17 protein-coding genes and 1 other RNA gene are annotated in these 16,987 nt (G+C 33.4%); 10 read left to right on the forward strand and 8 right to left on the reverse strand.

What is annotated here, in order from left to right; translation table 11 throughout:
* The 3 genes from SYN6308_RS21450 to SYN6308_RS01600 form a co-directional block, all read right to left on the reverse strand.
* A partial coding sequence (locus tag SYN6308_RS21450) for an RNA-guided endonuclease InsQ/TnpB family protein (RefSeq protein ID WP_017292678.1) occupies positions 1-586 on the reverse strand: 586 nt, incomplete at its 3' end.
* Between the two features lie 192 nt (positions 587-778).
* A complete protein-coding gene (locus SYN6308_RS01595; protein WP_017292679.1) occupies positions 779-2,137 on the reverse strand; it encodes a GGDEF domain-containing response regulator in 1,359 nt (452 codons plus the stop codon).
* Between the two features lie 174 nt (positions 2,138-2,311).
* Positions 2,312-3,154 carry a universal stress protein gene (locus SYN6308_RS01600; RefSeq protein ID WP_017292680.1) on the reverse strand — a complete coding sequence of 281 codons (843 nt, stop codon included), beginning with the start codon at positions 3,152-3,154 and terminating at the stop codon, positions 2,312-2,314.
* 305 nt (positions 3,155-3,459) lie between these two features.
* Between SYN6308_RS01600 and ssrS the strand changes: the two genes are divergently transcribed.
* The 4 genes from ssrS to minE all read left to right on the forward strand — a co-directional run bounded on the left by ssrS (position 3,460) and on the right by minE (position 5,885).
* Positions 3,460-3,644: non-coding RNA, 6S RNA (ssrS, locus tag SYN6308_RS23690), on the forward strand.
* Positions 3,645-3,747: 103 nt separating this feature from the next.
* Positions 3,748-4,548: a septum site-determining protein MinC gene (locus SYN6308_RS01605; RefSeq protein ID WP_017292681.1), complete on the forward strand. Its 801-nt coding sequence runs from the start codon at positions 3,748-3,750 to the stop codon at positions 4,546-4,548.
* Between the two features lie 110 nt (positions 4,549-4,658).
* The gene (gene minD, locus SYN6308_RS01610; RefSeq protein WP_017292682.1) at positions 4,659-5,471 is read left to right on the forward strand and encodes a septum site-determining protein MinD; all 813 of its coding nucleotides are present in this window, start codon (positions 4,659-4,661) and stop codon (positions 5,469-5,471) included.
* Between the two features lie 132 nt (positions 5,472-5,603).
* Positions 5,604-5,885, forward strand: a complete 282-nt coding sequence (gene minE / locus SYN6308_RS01615) for a cell division topological specificity factor MinE (RefSeq protein ID WP_017292683.1) — start codon at positions 5,604-5,606, stop codon at positions 5,883-5,885.
* 214 nt (positions 5,886-6,099) lie between these two features.
* Here minE and SYN6308_RS01625 read toward each other — a convergent pair whose 3' ends face one another.
* The gene (locus SYN6308_RS01625; protein ID WP_026101856.1) at positions 6,100-6,480 is read right to left on the reverse strand and encodes a DUF7682 family zinc-binding protein; all 381 of its coding nucleotides are present in this window, start codon (positions 6,478-6,480) and stop codon (positions 6,100-6,102) included.
* Positions 6,481-7,331: 851 nt separating this feature from the next.
* Between SYN6308_RS01625 and SYN6308_RS01630 the strand changes: the two genes are divergently transcribed.
* Positions 7,332-8,756, forward strand: coding sequence for an FAD-binding domain-containing protein (locus tag SYN6308_RS01630; protein ID WP_017292686.1), 1,425 nt, complete (start codon positions 7,332-7,334; stop codon positions 8,754-8,756).
* A 274-nt stretch (positions 8,757-9,030) separates the two neighbouring features.
* Here the strand turns inward: SYN6308_RS01630 and SYN6308_RS25080 are convergent, their stop codons facing one another.
* From SYN6308_RS25080 to SYN6308_RS01645, 3 genes are read right to left on the reverse strand one after another with little or no spacing between them, the layout of a single operon-like run.
* Positions 9,031-9,318 (reverse strand): ribbon-helix-helix protein, CopG family, encoded by a 288-nt coding sequence (locus SYN6308_RS25080; protein WP_017292687.1) that lies wholly within the window; start codon positions 9,316-9,318, stop codon positions 9,031-9,033.
* Positions 9,305-9,598 carry a BrnT family toxin gene (locus SYN6308_RS01640; protein ID WP_017292688.1) on the reverse strand — a complete coding sequence of 98 codons (294 nt, stop codon included), beginning with the start codon at positions 9,596-9,598 and terminating at the stop codon, positions 9,305-9,307. The genes SYN6308_RS25080 and SYN6308_RS01640 overlap by 14 nt, the downstream gene beginning before the upstream one ends.
* A gap of 21 nt (positions 9,599-9,619) precedes the next feature.
* Positions 9,620-11,953, reverse strand: a complete 2,334-nt coding sequence (locus SYN6308_RS01645; protein ID WP_017292689.1) for a DNA methyltransferase — start codon at positions 11,951-11,953, stop codon at positions 9,620-9,622.
* 220 nt (positions 11,954-12,173) lie between these two features.
* On the opposite strand from SYN6308_RS01645, the gene SYN6308_RS25085 reads away from it, so the two are divergent.
* The 4 genes from SYN6308_RS25085 to SYN6308_RS01665 all read left to right on the forward strand — a co-directional run bounded on the left by SYN6308_RS25085 (position 12,174) and on the right by SYN6308_RS01665 (position 14,769).
* A complete protein-coding gene (locus SYN6308_RS25085; protein WP_026101857.1) occupies positions 12,174-12,344 on the forward strand; it encodes a hypothetical protein in 171 nt (56 codons plus the stop codon).
* 682 nt (positions 12,345-13,026) lie between these two features.
* Complete coding sequence (locus tag SYN6308_RS01655; protein ID WP_017292691.1) at positions 13,027-13,593, forward strand: Uma2 family endonuclease; 567 nt, start codon at positions 13,027-13,029, stop codon at positions 13,591-13,593.
* Positions 13,594-13,614: 21 nt separating this feature from the next.
* Entirely contained in the window at positions 13,615-14,181 is a 567-nt protein-coding gene (locus tag SYN6308_RS01660; protein ID WP_017292692.1) for a Uma2 family endonuclease, read from the forward strand.
* 21 nt (positions 14,182-14,202) lie between these two features.
* The gene (locus SYN6308_RS01665) at positions 14,203-14,769 is read left to right on the forward strand and encodes a Uma2 family endonuclease (RefSeq protein WP_017292693.1); all 567 of its coding nucleotides are present in this window, start codon (positions 14,203-14,205) and stop codon (positions 14,767-14,769) included.
* A gap of 39 nt (positions 14,770-14,808) precedes the next feature.
* Here the strand turns inward: SYN6308_RS01665 and SYN6308_RS01670 are convergent, their stop codons facing one another.
* Positions 14,809-15,474: a YqiA/YcfP family alpha/beta fold hydrolase gene (locus tag SYN6308_RS01670; protein ID WP_017292694.1), complete on the reverse strand. Its 666-nt coding sequence runs from the start codon at positions 15,472-15,474 to the stop codon at positions 14,809-14,811.
* A gap of 211 nt (positions 15,475-15,685) precedes the next feature.
* On the opposite strand from SYN6308_RS01670, the gene SYN6308_RS01675 reads away from it, so the two are divergent.
* Positions 15,686-16,930, forward strand: coding sequence for an FIST signal transduction protein (locus SYN6308_RS01675; protein ID WP_017292695.1), 1,245 nt, complete (start codon positions 15,686-15,688; stop codon positions 16,928-16,930).
* The last annotated feature ends 57 nt before the right edge of the window (positions 16,931-16,987 follow it).

Below are 16,987 nucleotides of genomic sequence, written 5' to 3' on the forward strand. Positions count from 1 at the left end.
TTTTTTCACCATCATTTACTATGGCGAAGTCTTTTATTCCCAAGTCAATACCACAGACTTTCCCCGTAATAGTTACTTCAGGAAAATCTTGCTCAGTTTCAAAGAGAATAGACGCAAAGTATTTACCCGTAGAGGTTTTACTTACAGTAACAGTTTTAATTTCTCCCTCAAATATTCGATGAATAGAGGCTTTGACTAATCCTAATTGTGGGATTTTCAGACAATTATCTATGATCGAGACACTTTGAGGGTACTGACAAGACTGTTTTCCATGAAAGGACTTGAATTTTGGATATTTTGCTCTACCTTCAAAAAAGTTCCTAAACGCTTTAGTGAGATTAAGAGTCGCAGATTGCAACACTTGTGAATAGCAATCCTTCAACCAAAGTGTATCTTCTTCTTTTTTGAGCTTCGGCAAATGCTTATTCAAAGCTATCTGAGTCAGCCCTTTGCCAGTTGCTTTATAGGTTTCGTTACACAAGTTTAGAGCGTAGTTATACCACCATCTAGCACAACCCATAACTTGACTCAGTTTTTGGGCTTGTTCATTTGTGGGGTATAATCTTACTTTTATTGCTTTGTGCATCTTTACTAACAATCTTGGTTGATGATAAAAACCATCTTAGCATAAGATTTTGATTTTGGAGAAAGAAATGTCCTATCGGACTCTGTTATGATCAAAGAAATTCCTGCCGAAGGCACTGCGTAGCAGCCCCCACGCTGATTTTGTGGGCGTTTTTGTAGAAAAATTCAGCGTGGGACTTCTTTCTTTATTTAGTTAAAAAGAAACAATTCGATCGCGCCCTTGATTTTTCGCTTCATATAAAGCCTTATCCGCATTGCCGATTAAATCTTCTAAACCTAAATGCTCATTAGGAATTAAACAGGAAACCCCCATACTGAGGGTAACATAAGAATTGACCTTAGATTTTTCGTGGGGGATTTCAAAAGAAGCGATCGTACTTTGAATCAAATCAGCCATGATTAATCCCCCCTCAATTTTCGTGTTAGACAAAATCACCGCAAATTCTTCCCCTCCGTAACGGGCAGTTAAATCTGTAGGGCGTTTAATAATCATCGCAATACCTTGAGCAACTCGGTAAATACATTCATCTCCTTGTTGATGTCCATAATGATCATTGTAAAGTTTAAAATAATCAATATCAATCATGATCAAAGTCAAAGGTTGTTGTTTTTCCAGATGTTTTTCCCATTGTTTCTTTAAATAATCATTAAAACAGCGACGATTAGCCACTTGAGTTAAACCATCTAAATTAGCAATTAATTGCAATTGACGATTACCTTCTTGAAGTTGAATCTCAAATTTTTTACTCACCGTAATATCTCTCACGGTGATAGCAAAACCATCTTCTAATTTCACCGCTACCAATTGATACCAAGAATTTTCCTCTTGAGGATAATAAAAATCTTTCTCTAAAGACACCCCCGTTTCAACCACTGTCACAAAATCTTCAAAAAATTCTTGATTGATTTGAGCGATTAAATTTTTTAATCCTACCTTACCAATAATCTCATTTTGACTACGATCGAACAGTTTCGCAAAAATAGGATTCACTACTAAGCAACGAAAATCTTTAATTTTTTTTGTCTTGGAATGTCTTATGGACTGAAAGGCTGCGATCGCATCTTTAGAACTATTCAGCACACTTAAAATTAAAGCCCTCGAATTTTGTAATATATCTTCTATTTTTTTGCGTTTTTTTATTTCTGCTTCTAAAAAATATTTTTGTCTTTGAATAGTCAATATCATTTCTAATTTTGTTACCACTTCAGTTAAGTAAAATGGTCTAATGATATAGTCTGTAATTCCACATTGAAAGGCTTTAATTTTATCAAGCTGTTCATTTAAAGTAACAATAAAAATAATAGGTATATTAATTGTTTTCTGATGACGTTGAATAAATTGACAAATTTGATAGCAATTGACTTGAGGAGTATTAATGTTTAAAACAATGACATCGGGATGTTTCGCTTTTAATATTTTTCGTGCCATTTTGACACTGGTGACACTACGAACATTATAACCTAATAGCAGTAACTCACTTAACAACTGTAAATTATCTGATAAATCGTCAATTAAGAGGATATTACCCTTATTTTCGTAAAACTGATTCATAACATAGTGAGAAGTTACCAAAAAGGTCAATTAGTGAATCGTGAGTTAATAATTAATATCGTTAATCTTAAATCATTTTTAACCCTATAGTGATCATTATCAGCAAATCAATGATTATCAGTTTTTGATCAATTTTTACCTTAACACCTAATACCTAACACCTAATACCTTAATTTATTTACGCACCAAGAAAACAGGACAATTTGCATTTACTCGAATATAGTCGGATAAAGAAGTACCCAATAAACGGTCTAAATCAACCAAGTTTTTGGCAACGGAAGGACGTCGATCGGGCGAACCTAATAATAACAAATCAATATTTTTATCATCCGCTAATTGACAAATTTGTTTACCCGGTCTGCCTCCAGTTACAATACATTTAGTATTAATACCCATGCGTTTTGCTTTCATCAATGCTGGAGCTAAAATGGGGTTTTGTTCCATTTCCGCAGTGGATAAGTCTAAATCTGAACTCATATCGGGGTTAACCCTGACTAAATATAAATCTGCTTCCCGATAGTCTTTTAACATATGTAACGTTAATTCTAAGGCATATTCAGAGGATTCTGATTTATCTAAAGCTAACATTACTCGTTTAATTTTACGCACATATATATCATCTTTCACCAATAGCATGGGTCGATCGGTCAATTGAAATACATACTGGCTTACAGAATTTTCTAAGAAAGACTCAAGACGTTTTAAACCTCTCGAACCCATTAAAATAAGATCGGCGTTAATTTCTTGAGCAGTATTACAAACCGTGTCTTTAGGATCACCTTGTTTTAAAATAGTCGAAACTTTAGTAGGATCGATATGGACATTTTTCACAATATCCGAAAGCACTTTTCCGCCTTCTTCCCATTTTTCTGCTAAGGCATCTGCCGACACTTGGGGGGGAATCACATGAAGAATGGTAATTTCACTGTGTTGAAATGCGGGAATATCTAATAAGGTTTTTAACATTTCCTGAGTGTTGCCATTACCAGAATCAGCATATAAAATTTTATCTAGCATATCTTACAATTTATTTTCTATAAAAGTCTTTATCTTTAAAATACAGCGATTCGGTACAGTAAAATTTAACATTTTGTAACAACTAATGGACACTTGAAAGTTGATAGTCAACACTTTTGACCTAATTCTTTATTTTTTTTGTATTTGTATATACTATATATAGCTCAAAAAACTTTTATTTTTCGTATTTCTCCTATCTCCTGTCTCCTGACTCCTCTCTCCTACCTTCATCAAAAGACTATGAAGCAACGCCTAATTATTAAAAATGTTGCTGAAAAATCAGTAAATCATTATCATAGTTATTAATATGGCTACTACGTTGGTGACTGCCAATCAAGTTTTTTGATCTATACTTGAGTTATACGGAAACTGATAGTGTTCTAGTAGCAGTAAACCGAGCTTTTGTACTCGGAAACGAAAACAGAAACATTGGTGTCCACCCTGGTTATCCAGGTCATAAACTGAGGTAAAACGGCGTAGTGGCTTTAATAAGTTCGATCGAATTGCTCTAATGGATTTAAAAAAGTTGTGATGGGCTAGGAGAATAGATAATAGAAAGTTGTCAAGGACTGTAGAATTGAGTAAAGAAAAAAATGACTGAATCGGATATTATTGAAAAAAAGATTGAATCTCCTCCTCTCAAGACTTTAAGCAGTAAAGAGCAAATTAATTTAATCAAAAAAGGTGATATTGTCATCGTTACCTTACCATCAGTTAATAAAACTGAGGTGAATCAATGGCAACGGATTATTGATGATTTTAAAATTAGGTTACAAAAAATTGATAAATCTTGGCAATTAGGCACAAAAACCCATTTACAAAGTCAGGATAGACTACTGGATACTCGTCAAATTACCGAGTTAAAAGGCATCTTAGAACAAATTGGCTTAACGTTGAGCTTGATTATTACCCGTCGCCGTCAAACGGCAGTAGCGGCTTCTAGTGCTGGTTTTTCGGTACAACAGGAAACTTTTACAGGAATTACTAACCCAGAGGATATAAGAGAGATAAATCAAGATTTAGCAGAACCATTATATCTGAAGACAACTATTCGATCGGGCGTAGAAATCTGTCATCCTAGCACTGTGATTATTTTAGGAGACGTTAACCCCGGCGCAAATATTTTAGCAGGAGGAGATATATTCATTTGGGGTAGTTTAAGGGGCATTGCCCATGCGGGATATATGGGAAATCGTCAAGCATCGATTATGGCATTAAAATTAGAAGCAACACAATTAAGAATTGCGGATTTAGTGGCAACAGTACCAGATAATACTCCTGATATGGCAGAAGTTGCTTATATTGGCAAGGAAGGTATTAAGATTCAATCAGCACAAAATTTTCACCGTCTCCATGATTTTCTTACTTCTGAAAATTACTGGGTGATGAAATAGGAAAGAAAAAATTTTCCATTCTCCATTTTCCATTCTCCATTCTCAATTATCAATGTACAATGAGTTTTGCTTAGTTATTATTTATATTTATTCCCTGAAAAATAATTTTTATGAGTAGAGTTATTGTTATTACATCTGGAAAAGGTGGGGTGGGTAAAACCACCATTACAGCTAATTTAGGTACGGCGGTGGCACAGTTAGGGAAAAAAGTCTGTTTAATCGATGCGGATTTTGGTTTAAGAAATTTGGATTTATTGTTAGGATTAGAACAAAGGGTTGTTTACACTATTATTGATGTTTTATCGGGAGAGTGTACTTTAGAAAAGGCGATCGTCAAGGATAAAAGAACTCCGGGGTTAAATTTGTTACCTGCGGCACAAAATCGCACTAAGGATGCCATTACACCAGATCAAATGAAGGATGTAATTGAACAATTAAGCCCTAATTTTGACTTTATTTTTGTGGATTGCCCTGCGGGTATTGAAATGGGATTTAGGAATGCGATCGTAGCCGCCCAAGAGGCTTTAATTGTGACAACTCCTGAAGTTGCTGCCGTTAGGGATGCCGATCGAGTAGTGGGACTGTTAGAAAGTGAGAATATGAAAAGTATTCGCCTAATCGTCAATCGTCTGCGTCCAGAAATGGTACAAGCCGATGAAATGTTAAGCGTAGAAGATATTTTAGACTTATTAGTCGTGCCTTTAATTGGTATTGTACCAGATGATAAGAGAATTATTACATCCGCTAACCGTGGTGAGCCTTTAGTAATCAGTGAACAAGAATCTCTCCCCGCTATGGCAATCAAAAATATTGCTAGAAGAATCGATGGTGTAGAAGTTCCTTATCTGGATTTAATGGCTAGTCAAGATACCCTTTTTACTCGATTAAAGCGTTTTTTCGGTTTATCCAATAAACAAAACTAAGACTAAGGTTGTTTGTGATCAATTAAGACACATCTAAGTTGATCAATAAGAGTTAAAACCGACAAAAAGTATCTACTTCAATTCTCAAATTTTTAATTATTAATTATCCCTGAATACCATAAATCAAATGTTATGTTCAAAGATATAGTCAATACGATTAGTACATGGGCTGCCCCCAAAAAAAGTCGCTATCGTGCTAAAAATAGACTAGAGTTAGTTATCGCGCACGATCGAGCTGGAGTTAACCCCGAATTAATTGATAAAATGCGCCTAGAAATATTAGAAGTCGTGAGTCGTTATTTGGATGTGGATGTAGAAGAAATGGAGTTTTCGATTCAAAGTAACGATCGAGCTACATCTTTAAGTGCTAATTTACCCATTAAAAAAGTCAAAAGGACTCCTGACACCATCTAAATAATGGAGAATGGAGAATGGAGAATGGAAAATGGAGAATGGAGAATGGAGAATGGAAAATGGAGAATGGAGAATGGAGAATGGAAAATGGAGAATGAGTTTTCAAAAAATTTAATCCTCATTTCTCATTTATAATTCATAATTCATTACTCCTTACTCCTTACTCCTTACTCCCTCTTAATTAAGCAAAAATTTGAAAATGAAACAACCCTGCTTAAATGCCGGGTTTACAAACGTTATAATCCTCATGGGAAACCACCGCTTCGGGGGCGACAAAACTGCCGTAATCCCTACAGATAAGGCGATAATTTCTCGTCACGGGAATACTAATAATAAATCGATCGTGCCGTAACCTTTTTCCCCTAAAATTGGTATAACTGGTATGATTTTGAATATTATGGATAATCTGTCTCGCTTTTAAGACGACATTTTTCGGTAAAGAGCTTAAATCAATGGGATCATTACAAAATGTCTCCTGCCAAGCATTCTTTTCTCGTCTTTTTTGCTCCCTAGCCACAAGAGATTGCTCACATCTATGGCATTCTCTACCGTAACCACTGTGACCACAAGCAAACTTTTTCTTTCTTCTCGACATGGTTTTTTCTCCTAATATGGGTTTTTATGGTGATAAGAGAATCATTCTGTCAGGGAAAATTATGTAAATCTAATTGCTGAATTTATCTGATTACAAAAAAGAGTTCGATCGAACTTACTTGTTTTAGACAAATCAAGGTCATTATTGCCATACAATTAGATTAATTCTTTATCAATTTATATCTTTGATCCTATTGTTTTGTCCATCAAAAGCTATTAATAGAATTTCAACAATTATAGATACAAATATCCCTTTAATTACCCGTTTTTTAATGATTTATGTTATATTTTTATTAAGTTTTGTAAATAAGTTAAGGAAAATTAGCTGATGAATTAGTAATTAGAAGAATGCTTATATTGAGATAATGAAATTATTAATAACTAGACTCAATGACTTTAGTTAATAAGATTAGACTTAAACTAATAATGAATATTAAAGCCCTACTTTTAGATTGATCCCCACAATCTTAGGATACAAGATCATTCTCAGAATCAACAAACTTTGTTGCGAATTATTAAGAAAAGTGCTTAACAAAAGTTAATAAAATGAGGAGAAAGGAGTTCGGAAAAAGAAGATAGAAAAATGGTGAAGATAAGACTAGGAGGAAAGAAGGGGAAGCTAAAACGCACCTATTTGGCAATATTGAACCTTTTACAGAAAGTGATTTAGAGTATAAAAAAGGAAGATTAAATGCGTCTTAGCTTATCTCGACTACCCTCGATAACCAGAGGGTAGAAAATTGTTAAAATAGATAAAAAAATCTTAATTAAATTTAGTAAATAAGTTTAAAAATTAATTTAATTAATTGATTTACCTTTAGAAAAACTAACTTAAAATCTCAAATATTTATTATGAATAATTTAATCATTTTTTGGCATCGTAAAGATTTGAGAATTACTGATAATCTCGGCTTATTTTCTGCTAGGAAAAAAAACAATAAAATTATCGGAATATTTTGTCTTGATCCTGCTATTTTAAAAGGTGATGATATAGCCCCAGCAAGGGTAAAATATTTATTGGAATGTTTGGAAGAATTGCAAAAAAATTATCAAAAATTAGGGAGTGATTTACTAATTTTTCATGATTCTCCTCTGAATATTATCCCTTCTTTAGCAGAAGCATTAAAAGCAGAAGCAGTTTATTGGAATCTTGATGTTGAGCCTTTTTCACGACAACGGGATAAGACGATCGAACTTGCATTACAAACAAAGGGTATCAGAATTGAGACATTTTGGGATCAATTATTGCATCCCCCTGAGACAATTCTTTCTAAGTCTAATACTCCCTATACGGTTTATACTCCTTTTTGGAATAATTGGTCACAACAGGAAAAATTAAAACCCCTCCCCCCTATTCAAGATTTATCGAGTTTGACGGAGGAAGAATATACCGTTAGTAAAAAATTGGGGTTAATTCCTTTACCCTCTTTGAAGGATTTAGGTTTTATTTGGGATAATGAATTGTTGCTTTCCGGGGGAGAAACTCCTGCACAGGAAAGATTAGAGTATTTTTGTCGTTATTTGTTATGTGATTATAATGAGCAGAGAAATTATCCTGCGATGGATGGCACATCTCAATTAAGCGCAGCAATAAAATTTGGTTCGATCGCACCGAGAACTTTATGGCAAAATACAGTAGAGGAGTTAGAAAATACCCAAAGTGACGAAGCCAGAGAGAATATCATTACATGGCAAAAGGAGTTAGCATGGCGGGAATTTTATCAACACTGTCTCTATTTTTTCCCTGCATTGGCGGAGGGTGCGTATCGACAACAATTTAAAAACTTTCCTTGGCAAAATGACGAGAAATTATTTCAAGCATGGTGTGAAGGCAAAACAGGTTATCCCATTGTGGATGCGTCTATGAGACAGTTAAACGAAACGGGATGGATGCACAATCGTTGTCGCATGATAGTTGCCAGTTTCTTAACCAAAGACTTGATTATTGATTGGCGTTGGGGGGAGAAATACTTTATGCAGAAACTCTATGATGGTGACTTAGCCTCTAATAATGGCGGTTGGCAATGGAGTGCCTCCAGTGGTATGGATGCCAAGCCGTTACGGATTTTTAACCCTGCTTCTCAAGCCCAAAAATTTGACAATGAAGGGGAGTATATTCGCCGATGGTTGCCCGAAATTAGTCATCTTGATACGGCAGAATTAGTCACGGGCAAAATATCCCCTATTCTAGCTCAAAGTTGTGATTATCCCAGTCCCATTGTAGATCATAGTCAACAACAAAGACTATTTAAACAAATTTATAGCAGTTTAAAGTAATGTCGTAATGTAGGTTGGGTTAGCGTTAGCGTTAGCGTAACCCAACAAAACTTGATTTAGGGGATGATGAAAACTAGACAGGAGGACAAGTGGACAAGTGGACAGGGAGAAAAATTCTCAATATTTGATGTACTTTTGAGAGAATTTTATTCATTCACCAGAAATACAATCTGCCTGTCTGCCTGTCTGCCTGTCTGCCTGTCTTCCTGTCTTCCAAGTCAGCCCCCACCTATTTTTATATCGAACTGAGGTAATTTTGAGGGAAATATAAAATCTATAATTCTAATTGAATTTCTTTAATAATTTGTTCTCTTTCTGACTCAGAAGAAATATGCTTACTTAAAACTTTTAGAGTAGAGTTCATTAATTTTTGAGCAAATTTTTGACTAATTTCTTCCCTTAAATTTTTGCCTATATAAAATCTGATTAAAGCCTCCAAAGACATATCTTTTTCTTGAGCTATTTCTTCTAATTGTTTAAGGGTATCTGAAGGAATTTTAATAGATATTATTTCCTCAGAACGAGGCTTGATTGTTAAAGTATAATCTTTATGATTGTTCATATAATTTTTGTTCATAACGAGTAGCAAGACGGGCGGAAATAATACGATTTCTTTGATTTTTTTCCATAAAAATGACTAATAAAAGACGATATTTTAAAGAGTAACCGAGAATAAATTCTCTTTGCTCATTGTTTCTAGTAGCATCTCCTGTTTGATAAAATGGATCTAAAAAAACCTCTACAGCTTCTTCAAATGTGACTCCATGTTTAATAACATTACTATCAGCTTTATTACTATCCCATTCAAACTCTATTCCTTGTAAATTATAAACAATATTCATTAGTTTTTATCTGAGCTTGAGCTAAAATAAACTTAATTGCCCTTCTCCTTTCAATTTCCAATGGTTTTCTCCTACCCTCTCCGCAATGTCTTCTAACACTGTTAAAATAGTTTGATTTTCGGGAGTTGTACCATTTTTTAATAAGGGTAAAATATTCAAGACAATTTCATCAAAAGTGCTGGTTTTATTTTCTCTTTCCATCCTTCTTAAATAACTGATTAAATAGTATTTAATTCTTAGTTTTACGTCTATGTGAGACTTAAACTTAGTATCTTTTTTAATAGTAAATAATTCGCTATTTTCATCATAGTCAAAGTTGTCTAATAATATCGGAGTTAAATCTGAATATTCTTTCTTCAATAAATCTAAAAACCCCAATTCTAAGCCTTTTATAATCAATTCATCATTAATTTGCTCAAGGGTAGCCCCATCATTTTTAGCAATTACACCCTCGATCGTCTGGATAACAATTTCTGCTATATCCATTCCCAAATTAGCCTTTAAAATAGTTCGAGGAGTACGAACTTTACAAAAATTTATGATTAATTGTCCAGATAAGACGGTAAAGGGATTTTGACGTTTTTTGAAGCTAGTTTGTCCATTTTTTTGAGCAACTGCGCCCTTATATTCAAAACCGCAACTTTCAGCAGTATCGATGATGAGATGCCAAAATTCGGGGTCTTTATGAGCGAATACAAACGACAACCATCGATCGAACTTTAAAACTCGATACATTTCCTTGATACTTTGGGCGATTAATTCGTTATATTCATCCTTAGATTTGTGGTTTTCTCCTCCTTCAATTGCCTCTAAATTATAGTCATTTTCAGTGACTTCTAAATCTAGCCAACCATTCCACATAGTCGATAAATCTAGGTAGGGAATTTTTTTGCCGTAGGGTGGATCAGTGTAAATATAATCTATACTTTCATTAGGTATAAAACTTAAATCTGTCGCCGATGCTTTGAGAATTTGAGCGTTAGAAATGGTGTTTTCATTAATATTATATTCCATCTCTTTTTTAGCAGAAATTACTTTTTTATACTTAGTTTCATAAATTTTTAATAAAGGCATTTCACCCGGTGATGGTGCTATTCTATAACGATAATATCTAAAAATAGAACTGTCTCCTCCTCCTTCAGTTTTTGTATAATGAAACGTTAAATTATATTTATTTACTGTGCTAGAAAAAGCCAACATTAAAGAGTTTCTAATATTTTTATTTTTCTCTTTATTAATGAGATGTTTTAAGAAAGCTAATTGAGCTAATTGTTTATCACTAAATAATTTTTCGATAGTATCCACATCCGAACCTTTAGGCAGTTTTAAACCCTGCGGATAAGGATATTTTAGCAAGGCTTTTTTGATTTCATCTTCGGTAATAGGTTCATGTTTTTGATAAGCTGATTTTACCCTTTCAAATGCCTTGTTTAAGTCATCAAAATTTACAGGAGAAATGAGGGAATTAACGAGAAAAATAGCAAGGGGATTAATGTCAATACTGATGGCTTTTCTATTATTCATTAAAGCCTCAATGGCAGTGACACCACTACCTCCAAAGGGATCAAGAATAGTATCATTAGGTTGACTAAAATTTTTAATATATTCAGCCACCACATTCCACACTTGTTTAGTGAAATAACCATGCACCCCAAAATGTCTTTTTGCCGCTTGTTTTTTCGGGATAATTTCAGCTAATAAAGGGCGATTTAAGTAGTCAAATGATCCCCCCCAGCCCCCCTTAATAAGGGGGGAGTTAGACGAAAAATTATCCTTAATAAGGAGGAAGTTAGACGAGAAAGTCCCCTTTTCTAAGGGGGATTTAGGGGGATCATTTATTGGGGATTTAGGGGGATGATCATAACTAAAACCCTTCCCAAATTGAAAACTATTTAAGGACAAAAATTTACTTAAACGATCGAAATAATGAGAAAATTCATCAAGAGAAAAGAATAAAATAGGGGTATCAGTAGCAGTAGTTTTAAACAAACTAAACTCGACACCATTACAGAGGGCAAAATAATTACTTCTCACTTCAGGATGACTAGCATAACAATAAACTTGCTCAATATGATCACCATTTTTAATATTCTCATTAGGGGCTTTTGCATCCAATACCCAAGCATAATTATTTTCAATTTTTAAGAGATAATCAGGTATTAAATTAATTTTGCGTTTTTTACTGCCAATTTTAAGGAAAGGATGCTGTAAAGTTTTACTGCGAATAATATTATTTTCGGTATAACCTAATGAATTTAGTAGGGGTAAAATAATCACTTCTCTAACGCTATCTTCTTTAAAGTCTGGATTATTTTTGATAGTATTAAAATTAATTTCTGAGAAAATATTTAGCATTTTTTGGAGACAAAATAATAGGATTTTCGGCTAAAGCCTCTACTACAAGCCTATAAGAATTTTCCTATTATGTGATAATTTGTAATATTTTTTAACAAAAAAGAAGGTTTCGTAGATTGCTTCGTTACCTAACAATGACAAAAAGACGATCGAACAATGAAAAAATTATGCTATGATGTTAACAAAATTTAATAAAACTTCATATTTGACAACTAAAGTTATGACACAATCTCAACCCTCCAAAACTCCTAACATTGATGAGCCTAAATTCGGTTTTAATAGCTATGCTGAAAAGTTAAATGGTAGAGCCGCCATGATAGGCTTTATTATTACTCTTTCGATCGAATTTTTTACCAAACAAGGTTTATTAAGCTGGTTAGGTTTACAATAGACATAGTAAAACAGGCATCTTGCCTGTATTTCTACCAGATGGTAAGGTGGCTATATCTACCTTCATCTCGTTTAATTTCTCATTTTGGGTAATCATTCGATTACTCAGTTGCATGATTAATTCTTTTACCTGTTATATAAAACTTACGTCATAGTTACCTATGACGTTTACTTCTTGCTTCTACCAGTCAAGTCGGCTTGATACTGTCCACAAGCGTTGATTCGGGTGTAACCCACCCTACTTTTATTATTCTAATTAATTGATTAATCTTGAATAATAACTAATTTTTTATTTAATTTAATCTTTAAATTAAATAGTTTTAACAGTCTTGGTTATCGACTTCATTAAAAGCTAACATATTTTAAAAAAATGTCAACCTTTATCCCGTGAGTAGGTATAAAAAACTATAATAAATTATTAGTTAACAGTTAAAAGCTCTTTTAAATCGTTTTCTGTTACAGTACTCATATTAGAATTTCTTTAAGTTATAAAAATGATCAAGGAGTAGTTGAGTGCTATTCTTTTTTGTTTTATTCTAGCCTTTTTTTGAAAAAAAATGATATTGAAATAAAAGTAGTTGATTATTCAAGAAAATTTTAAGTTAGAAAAAGAACTTTAAATAAACTTAAAAATAATTTGTATAAAATCCTTAACTTAATAGTCTAAATAATTAGAAAAAATTATGACTACTGTATTAAATATTCAGTCAATTACGGCTTTAAATAGACAACAATTTTATCAACTTTGTCTCAATAATCCAGAATTATCCTTAGAAAGAAATCCTCAAGGAGAGTTAATTATTATATCCCCCGTTGGTGGTATAAGTGGCAGAAAAGAATCTGACTTAAATTTTAAAATTAGTCTTTGGAATGAAGAAAAAAAATTAGGCATTGTGTTTAGTTCATCGACTATATTTAGTTTACCAAATGGGGGCGATAGAAGTCCAGATGTGGCTTGGGTATCTTTAGAAAAATGGGAAACATTAAGCGAAAAAGAAAAGGAAGGATTCCCCCCTATTTGCCCTGATTTTGTCATAGAATTAAGATCAAAAAGTGATAGACTTAAACCGTTACAAGAAAAAATGAGAGAGTATTTAGACTCAGGATTAAAGTTAGGATGGTTAATTAATCCACAGGATAAAACCGTAGAAATTTATCGTCCAAATCAAGTGGTTGAAGTAGTAAAAATGCCCGTTAATTTATCAGGAGAAAATGTTTTATTAGGCTTAGAAATAACTTTAGATTACTAACTAAATAATTAGAAAAAAATTATGACTACTGTATTAAATCTTCAGTCAATTACTGCTTTAAATAGACAACAATTTTATCAACTTTGTCTCAATAATCCCGAATTATCATTAGAAAGAAATCCTCAAGGAGAATTAATTATTATGTCCCCCGTTGGTGGTATAAGTGGAAAAAAAGAAGCTAATTTAATTGGTGATTTAATTGTTTGGAATCGTCAAAAAAAACTAGGAGAGGTTTTTAGCTCATCGACTATATTTAGTTTACCAAATGGGGGCGATCGAAGTCCAGATGTGGCTTGGGTATCTTTAGAAAAATGGGAAACATTGAGCGAAAAAGAAAAGGAAGGATTCCCCCCTATTTGCCCTGATTTTGTCATAGAATTAAGATCAAAAAGCGATAGACTTAAACCGTTACAGGAAAAAATGAAGGAGTATTTAGACTCAGGATTAAAGTTAGGATGGTTAATTAATCCACAGGATAAAACCGTAGAAATTTATCGTCCAAATCAAGCTGTAGAAGTATTGAAAATGCCCGTTAATTTATCAGGAGAAAATGTTTTATTAGACTTAGAAATAACTTTAGATTACTAACTAAATAATTAGAAAAAAATTATGACTACTGTATTAAATCTTCAGTCAATTACTGCTTTAAATAGACAACAATTTTATCAACTTTGTCTCAATAATCCAGAATTATCATTAGAAAGAAATCCTCAAGGAGAATTAATTATTATGTCCCCCGTTGGTGCTGAAAGTGGCGAAAAAGAAGCTAATTTAATCACAGATATTAATAACTGGAATCGTCAAAAAAAACTAGGGAAAGTATTTAGTTCATCGACTATATTTAGTTTACCAAATGGGGGCGATCGAAGTCCAGATGTGGCTTGGGTATCTTTAGAAAAATGGGAAACATTAAGCGAAAAAGAAAAGGAAGGATTCCCCCCTATTTGCCCTGATTTTGTCATAGAATTAAGATCAAAAAGTGATAGACTTAAACCGTTACAAGAAAAAATGAAGGAGTATTTAGACTCAGGATTAAAGTTAGGATGGTTAATTAATCCACAGGATAAAACCGTAGAAATTTATCGTCCAAATCAAGTGGTTGAAGTAGTAAAAATGCCCGTTAATTTATCAGGAGAAAATGTTTTATTAGGCTTAGAAATAACTTTAGATTACTAACTTTTTAAATATTTTAAATATTGTCAGATGACAAAAAAATTATTTTAAGGCTTTGGTAAAATCCACGATTTCTAACCACATTTGATCTACACAATCACCTAGAGTATGATCACTGTTAAACTCTTTTAAGATAACTTGAGGACGATTTTGGGCATATTCTCGACTAACTTCAATAGGAATAGTAGCATCTTCTGTGCCATGAAAAATTAAAGTGGGAATATCATGATTTACGATCGAATCATCATAAGTTATTAAGTCTTTCCAAAAATGATAACTCAATAATAATTCTTTATTTTCGCCATGATGATAAACAGAAATAAAACCTTTTTCTTGCCATTGTTTTAAGGTTTCTTCTGTCAACTTTGGTAGCCAACTTTTAGCAAAGTTTAAGGCTGGTGCAATTAACACTAAAGCCTTGATTCTATCAGTATATTTATAGCCTATCCAATTAGCAGTTAATCCGCCAAAACTCGAACCGATTAAGATAAATTGTTGATGAGGGTTATCTTCAATAATCTGACTAACTTGATTAATTTGACGAGTAAGACTAAGATTCACAAAATCTGGTTGATTAAAGTCGAGAATATTTAAGGTAATACCTATTTCTTGGTATTTTTGGTTAAAATATACCGCTTTATAAGATTTTGGGCTTGAGGTAAAACCATGTAAGTAAAGATATTGATAATTTTGTGTGGGTTGATTCATGAAATAAAAAAAACAGGAGAAGAAATAAATAGTTCTGGGCTTTTTGATGATAACATGACATTTTGAGATTGCTTCGTTACCCCCCAATGACTATTTACTTAACTTGACTTTCTCAATTTTCAATTTTCAATTCTTTTCGTTGTATATTTGATTAGAATCAAGAATTTTACTATTCTTATTAAGACATCTCGATCGAATAGGTAAATATATCATGTCAAATCAAATTCAGTGGGTTAATGGTTTATCAACTAATGCGTCTTTAGAAAAAGCCATTGATGAAGTGGTGACAAAAATTAAATCTAAATTAACCACTAATCCCGATATAGGTATTGTCTTTATTTCTTCCGCTTTTGCTAGTGATTATCCTCGACTGATGCCCATTTTATTAGAGAAACTTCCGTTACCTTGTGTTATTGGTTGTGGAGGAGGAGGCATTGTCGGCATGAAAAATGATTATCAACCGAAAGAAGTAGAAGGATACCCCGCTTTGAGTTTGACAGTAGCTAGTTTGCCTGATGTGGAAATAAATCCTTTTTATGTGACTTCTCAAGATTTGCCTGATTTGGATAGCGCACCAAATGAATGGTGGCAGATGATTGGGGTAAGTATGGAAAAGCAACCTAATTTTATTCTATTATCGGATTCTTTCTCTACCAAAATCAATGAGTTATTAGAAGGTTTAGATTTTGCCTATCCGAATACCATTAAGTTAGGAGGGTTAGCTAGTGCTAGTACAATGGGAGTCGGTAGTGGTTTATTCTATTTTGATGGGGAAGATTCCGATGAATATTTCTTCTCTCAAGGTACTGTAGGAGTCGCCCTTAGTGGTAATATAAAAGTAGATTCGATCGTAGCGCAAGGTTGTCGCCCCATTGGAGATATTTTTCAAGTCACCCAAGGAGAAAGAAATATTATTGTGGAAATGACAGACAATGCAGGTAATACCGATAACCCCTTAAAATTATTAAGACAACTAATAGCACAACTTAGCCCTGAAGATCAAGAATTAGCACAATATGCTCTTTTTATTGGCATCGTGGGCGATGAATTTAAGTTACAACTCAAACCGGGGGATTTTCTCATTCGTAATCTTGTCGGTGTTGATCCTAAATACGGTGCGATCGCAGTAGGTGACAAAATTAGAACAGGGCAAAGAGTACGTTTTCACCTCAGAGATGCTAAGGCTTCCGCCGATGATTTAGAAACCCTATTAACTAATTATTGTAACGAAAAATCTGATACTGCTTCTTCCGTGGGTGCGTTGATGTTTTCCTGCATGGGTAGAGGTGAGGGTTTATACGGTAAACCGAATTTCGATTCTCAGTTATTCCTTGACTATGTCACAGATATTCCCGTAGCTGGTTTTTTCTGTAATGGGGAAATTGGGCAAGTAGGAGGCACTACTTTCTTACATGGATATACTTCGGTTTTTGGTATCTTCTCTCAAGTATCATAACCTGAGTATAATTTTAACCCTCTTTTTAGCAATTTTTGATACCTAAAACTATTGTAG

The organism is Geminocystis herdmanii PCC 6308 (assembly GCF_000332235.1).
GTDB lineage: Bacteria > Cyanobacteriota > Cyanobacteriia > Cyanobacteriales > Cyanobacteriaceae > Geminocystis > Geminocystis herdmanii.

What these genes read in the sequence shown, in the direction of transcription:
- SYN6308_RS01645 (WP_017292689.1), bottom strand. Translation starts at nt 11,953, where the DNA reads ATGCTAAATATTTTCTCAGAAATTAATTTTAATACTATCAAAAATAAT.
- SYN6308_RS01675 (WP_017292695.1), top strand. Translation starts at nt 15,686, where the DNA reads ATGTCAAATCAAATTCAGTGGGTTAATGGTTTATCAACTAATGCGTCT.
- SYN6308_RS25080 (WP_017292687.1), bottom strand. Translation starts at nt 9,318, where the DNA reads ATGAACAATCATAAAGATTATACTTTAACAATCAAGCCTCGTTCTGAG.
- minE (WP_017292683.1), top strand. Translation starts at nt 5,604, where the DNA reads ATGTTCAAAGATATAGTCAATACGATTAGTACATGGGCTGCCCCCAAA.
- SYN6308_RS01600 (WP_017292680.1), bottom strand. Translation starts at nt 3,154, where the DNA reads ATGCTAGATAAAATTTTATATGCTGATTCTGGTAATGGCAACACTCAG.
- SYN6308_RS01670 (WP_017292694.1), bottom strand. Translation starts at nt 15,474, where the DNA reads ATGAATCAACCCACACAAAATTATCAATATCTTTACTTACATGGTTTT.
- SYN6308_RS01660 (WP_017292692.1), top strand. Translation starts at nt 13,615, where the DNA reads ATGACTACTGTATTAAATCTTCAGTCAATTACTGCTTTAAATAGACAA.
- SYN6308_RS01630 (WP_017292686.1), top strand. Translation starts at nt 7,332, where the DNA reads ATGAATAATTTAATCATTTTTTGGCATCGTAAAGATTTGAGAATTACT.
- SYN6308_RS01595 (WP_017292679.1), bottom strand. Translation starts at nt 2,137, where the DNA reads ATGAATCAGTTTTACGAAAATAAGGGTAATATCCTCTTAATTGACGAT.
- SYN6308_RS01655 (WP_017292691.1), top strand. Translation starts at nt 13,027, where the DNA reads ATGACTACTGTATTAAATATTCAGTCAATTACGGCTTTAAATAGACAA.
- SYN6308_RS01665 (WP_017292693.1), top strand. Translation starts at nt 14,203, where the DNA reads ATGACTACTGTATTAAATCTTCAGTCAATTACTGCTTTAAATAGACAA.
- minD (WP_017292682.1), top strand. Translation starts at nt 4,659, where the DNA reads ATGAGTAGAGTTATTGTTATTACATCTGGAAAAGGTGGGGTGGGTAAA.
- SYN6308_RS01605 (WP_017292681.1), top strand. Translation starts at nt 3,748, where the DNA reads ATGACTGAATCGGATATTATTGAAAAAAAGATTGAATCTCCTCCTCTC.
- SYN6308_RS25085 (WP_026101857.1), top strand. Translation starts at nt 12,174, where the DNA reads ATGACACAATCTCAACCCTCCAAAACTCCTAACATTGATGAGCCTAAA.
- SYN6308_RS01625 (WP_026101856.1), bottom strand. Translation starts at nt 6,480, where the DNA reads ATGTCGAGAAGAAAGAAAAAGTTTGCTTGTGGTCACAGTGGTTACGGT.
- SYN6308_RS01640 (WP_017292688.1), bottom strand. Translation starts at nt 9,598, where the DNA reads ATGAATATTGTTTATAATTTACAAGGAATAGAGTTTGAATGGGATAGT.